Source organism: Kitasatospora sp. NPDC001539 (assembly GCF_040298565.1).
GTDB lineage: Bacteria > Actinomycetota > Actinomycetes > Streptomycetales > Streptomycetaceae > Kitasatospora.
Window position 1 is genome coordinate 1 of sequence record NZ_JBEPAK010000388.1, and the last position, 4,186, is coordinate 4,186.

The following is a 4,186-nucleotide window of genomic DNA, read 5'->3' on the forward strand; positions in this document are numbered from 1 at the left end:
CCCCGCTGGGTCGCCCGGGCCCGGTGGGGTGGTGGGGGCCCCGCCCCGCGCGCCCCCCCCGACGGTGCGGACCCCCGCGGCGACGATCGCCTCGGCCGCCTCGGCGGTCAGGCTGGGATGGGCGAGGTAGGCGTCGGTGCCCCAGTGCCGGACCCAGCCGGTGGCCAGCAGCAGCACCGAGCCCTCGCCGCAGCGTGCCAGCGCGGGCGCCAGCAGCTCCGGCGTGACCGCCGTCCGGGGCTCCAGCCCGCGCAGGTCGGCCACCACGGCCGGTCCGGTGAACCGCTCCAGCGGCAGACCGTCCAGCGTGGGCCAGGTGACGTCCACGTGGTACGGCGCGTCCACGTGCGTGCCGGACTGCGAGCCGAGGTGCAGGGCCAGCACGTTCACCCCGGCGGTCGCGGTGGTGAGGGCGGGCTCCAGCAGGACGGCCGGATCGCCGGGGTAGACCGGCATCGCGGTGGTCACCTGATGGGTGAGGTCGACGAGGGTCGCTGCCATGCGCCCCATCCTCCCAGGGGTTGCCCGCTCCCGGACCCGTTCCATTCCCGCCACCCTGTCCCACCCCGTGCCCCAGCCCCGCCCCGGCCACCCTGCTCCGACGCCTGCCACCCCTGTCCCGCCCGGACGTCCCGGACACCCCAGCCGCCCCGGACACCCCGCCCGCACGAGCCTCGGGCCGGGACGCAGGGTGAAGGCGGGATAGAAATGCCCCATGGGAAATGCGAAGCGTCAGCCGTGGGTGGTCGGGGTCTCGGGAGCGTCGGGGACGCCGTACGCGGCCTCGGTGATCCGGGCGCTGCTCGCGGCCGGTGAGGCGGTGGACCTGATCGTCAGCCGGGCGGCCCGGCTCACCATCCTGGACGAGACCGGCATCTCCTTCCGGGACGCCCACTGGCGCACCGACCTCGCCGCCTGGCTGGGGACGGACCAGGGCCTGGACGGCGTCCGCTACTGGCCCGCCGGCGACTTCGCGGCCGGCCCGTCCAGCGGCTCCTACCCCGCCAAGGGCATGCTGGTGGTGCCGGCGACCACGGGTGCGGTGGCCGGGATCGCGCTCGGCCTGAGCAAGGACCTGCTGCAGCGGGCCGCCAGTGTCACCCTGAAGGAGCGCAGGCCACTCGTCGTCTGCGTGCGCGAGACACCACTCAACGGGGTGACGTTGAAGCACTTGGTGGAGCTCGACGCGCAGGGCGCGATCGTCCTGCCCGCTTCGCCCGGTTTCTACGCCGGCGGCTCCACCGTGCGCGAACTCGTGGATTTCGTGGCCGGGCGCGTCCTGGACGCCGTCGGCGTGCCGCATTCCCTCTACCTGCGCTGGGAAGGGGAGTTGGGGGCGGCGGCCCGCCCGACAGGCGGCGGCGGGGCCGCTCCGGCTGAGGGGGAGTAAGGAGAGCGAGGGCAGGAGAGTATGTTCTCTGCGATATCCGGGTCGGTCAGCGCACGTCGCCTTTGAATCCGGATAATGATCTGTGGGTCTGGTGAGGTTCGGAAGGACGCGGACGGTATATGGACACGGTGGACAGACAGCTCATCCAGGCGCTCCGGGAGAACGGCCGTGCCTCCTACGCCGAGTTGGGCCGACTGGTCGGGCTCTCCGGCCCGAGCGTCACGGACCGGATCAACCGCCTGGAGCAGGCCGGGGTGATCACCGGCTACCGGGCGACGGTCAACCCGGCCTCGCTCGGCTTCGGCGTCACGGCCCTGATCGGCCTTCAGCTCACCGACGCGGCCGACCACGAGGACGTCGCGTTCCGGCTGAAGGACCTCAACGAGGTCGAGGACTGCTGGTTCATCGCCGGCGACGACTCCTACATGCTCAAGGTCAGGGTGGCCGACGTGGCCGGCCTGGAGTCGGTGGTCAAGCGGATCTCGGGCACGAAAGGCGTGGCCCGCACCCGTACCACCGTCGTACTCTCCACCAAGTGGGAAAACCGGGTGAGTGAGCTTCCTCCCGTAGGAGAGTGACGTACATGGCACTGGTCGGTCTGGAGGAGCTGCGCGCCGCCCGGCAGCGGATCGCGGGGGTGGCCGTGCGCACTCCGCTGGTCCCCGCCCCGTGGGCGGCCGAGGGGGAGCGGCGGCTCTGGCTCAAGCCCGAGAACCTCCAGCCGACCGGCGCCTTCAAGACCCGTGGCGCCTACAACCGGCTGGCCGCGCTCACCGCGGAGGAGCGCTCGCGCGGTGTGGTCGCCCAGTCCAGCGGCAACCACGCCCAGGCGGTGGCGTACGCGGCCGGGCTGCTCGGCATCAAGGCCGTGATCGTGATGCCGGACACCTCGCCCGCGGTGAAGGTGGAGGCCACCCGCTCGTTCGGCGCCGAGGTGATCGTGGTGCCGCCCGGTGAGCGGGACACCCTGCCCGGCGAGCTGGCCGAGCGGCACGGCTACGTCTGGGTGCCCCCGTACGACGACCCGTTCATCATCGCGGGGCAGGGCACGGTCGGCCTGGAGATCGCCGAGGACGCCCCGGCGGAGCTGGACACCGTCCTGGTGCCGGTCAGCGGCGGCGGGCTGATCAGCGGGACGGCGGCCGCGCTCAAGCTCACCCGCCCCGGCATCCGGGTGATCGGCGTGGAACCCGAACTGGCCGCCGACGCGCAGGCCAGCCTGCGGTCCGGGCGCCGGGTGGAGTGGCCGGTCGCCGACACCTACCGGACCGTCGCGGACGGGCTGCGCACCCCCGCGGTCGGCGTGCTCCCCTTCGAGCACCTCACCGCCTACGTGGACGACATCGTCACCGTCACCGAGGACGAGATCCGCGCCACCGTCGCCCTGCTGGCCCGCCGCGGCCGGCTCGTCGCCGAGCCCTCCGGGGCGGTCGCCCCGGCCGCGTACTTCCACCGCGCCGCCGAGACCGGCGGCCAGACGGTCGCCGCCGTGATCAGCGGCGGCAACATCGAACCCGCACTGCTCGCGGAGCTGCTGTCGGCATAGGCGTAGGCTCGTTCCGGCAAGGAATCGAATGTCGGAGGAGGCGGGTCACCGCATGGACGCAGGGCTCAAGCGCGAGCTGGAGGCGAAGGTCTACGCGGGTGAGCGACTGACCCGCGAGGACGGGATCGCGCTCTACGAGAGCGACGACCTGGCCTGGCTGGGCGGGCTGGCCCACCACGTGCGGACGAAGAAGAACGGCGACGTCGTCCACTTCAACGTCAACCGCCACCTCAACATGACCAACGTGTGCAGCGCGTCCTGCGCGTACTGCTCGTTCCAGCGCAAGCCGGGCGAGAAGGACGCCTACACGATGCGCATCGAGGAGGCCGTCCGCCTTGCCAAGGCGATGGAGAGCGAGTCCCTCACCGAGCTGCACATCGTGAACGGGCTGCACCCGACCCTGCCCTGGCGCTACTACCCGCGCTCGCTGCGGGAGCTGAAGGCGGCCCTGCCGAACGTCTCGCTGAAGGCCTTCACCGCCACCGAGATCCACTGGTTCGAGAAGATCAGCGGCCTGTCCGCCGACGAGATCCTCGACGAGCTGATCGACGCCGGCCTGGAGTCCCTGACCGGCGGCGGCGCGGAGATCTTCGACTGGGAGGTCCGCCAGCACATCGTCGACCACGACACCCACTGGGAGGACTGGTCGCGGATCCACCGCCTCGCGCACGCCAAGGGCCTCAAGACGCCCTGCACCATGCTGTACGGCCACATCGAGGAACCCCGCCACCGGGTGGACCACGTGCTGCGGCTGCGCGAGCTGCAGGACGAGACCGGCGGCTTCCAGGTCTTCATCCCGCTGCGCTACCAGCACGACTTCCACGACTCCAAGGACGGCGTCGTGCGCAACAAGCTGATGGCCCGCACCGAGATGGCCACCGGCGCCGAGGCGCTGAAGACCTTCGCGGTCTCCCGGCTGCTCTTCGACAACGTGCCGCACGTCAAGGTCTTCTGGGTGATGCACGGCGTGACCACCGCGCAGCTGGCCCTCAGCCACGGCGCGGACGACATGGACGGCTCGGTGGTCGAGTACAAGATCACCCACGACGCGGACAACTTCGGCACGCCGAACAAGCTGGGCCGCGAGGACCTGCTCGGCCTGATCCGCGACGCCGGCTTCCGCCCGGTGGAGCGCAACACCCGCTACGAGGTCATCCGCGAGTACGAGGGCCCGGACCTGACGCGCCGCGAGACCCCGCAGGCGATGCGCCTCTGACCTGCGGACCCACCGCCGCCCGGACCGCACCCGC

Annotated in this window: 5 protein-coding genes; 4 read left to right on the forward strand and 1 reads right to left on the reverse strand. The window is 72.0% G+C overall.

The window, feature by feature from the left end; genetic code table 11:
- Positions 1–501: cyclase family protein (locus tag ABT247_RS32190; protein ID WP_350749863.1), on the reverse strand; the 501-nt coding region annotated here is incomplete at its 3' end.
- A gap of 214 nt (positions 502–715) precedes the next feature.
- Between ABT247_RS32190 and ABT247_RS32195 the strand changes: the two genes are divergently transcribed.
- The 4 genes from ABT247_RS32195 to mqnE all read left to right on the forward strand — a co-directional run bounded on the left by ABT247_RS32195 (position 716) and on the right by mqnE (position 4,152).
- Positions 716–1,390, forward strand: coding sequence for a UbiX family flavin prenyltransferase (locus ABT247_RS32195; RefSeq protein WP_350749867.1), 675 nt, complete (start codon positions 716–718; stop codon positions 1,388–1,390).
- Positions 1,391–1,509: 119 nt separating this feature from the next.
- A complete protein-coding gene (locus ABT247_RS32200; protein ID WP_030055719.1) occupies positions 1,510–1,968 on the forward strand; it encodes an Lrp/AsnC family transcriptional regulator in 459 nt (152 codons plus the stop codon).
- 5 nt (positions 1,969–1,973) lie between these two features.
- A complete protein-coding gene (locus ABT247_RS32205) occupies positions 1,974–2,936 on the forward strand; it encodes a threonine ammonia-lyase (protein WP_350749870.1) in 963 nt (320 codons plus the stop codon).
- Positions 2,937–2,988: 52 nt separating this feature from the next.
- Positions 2,989–4,152, forward strand: a complete 1,164-nt coding sequence (gene mqnE / locus ABT247_RS32210; RefSeq protein ID WP_350749873.1) for an aminofutalosine synthase MqnE — start codon at positions 2,989–2,991, stop codon at positions 4,150–4,152.
- Positions 4,153–4,186: the final 34 nt, after the last annotated feature.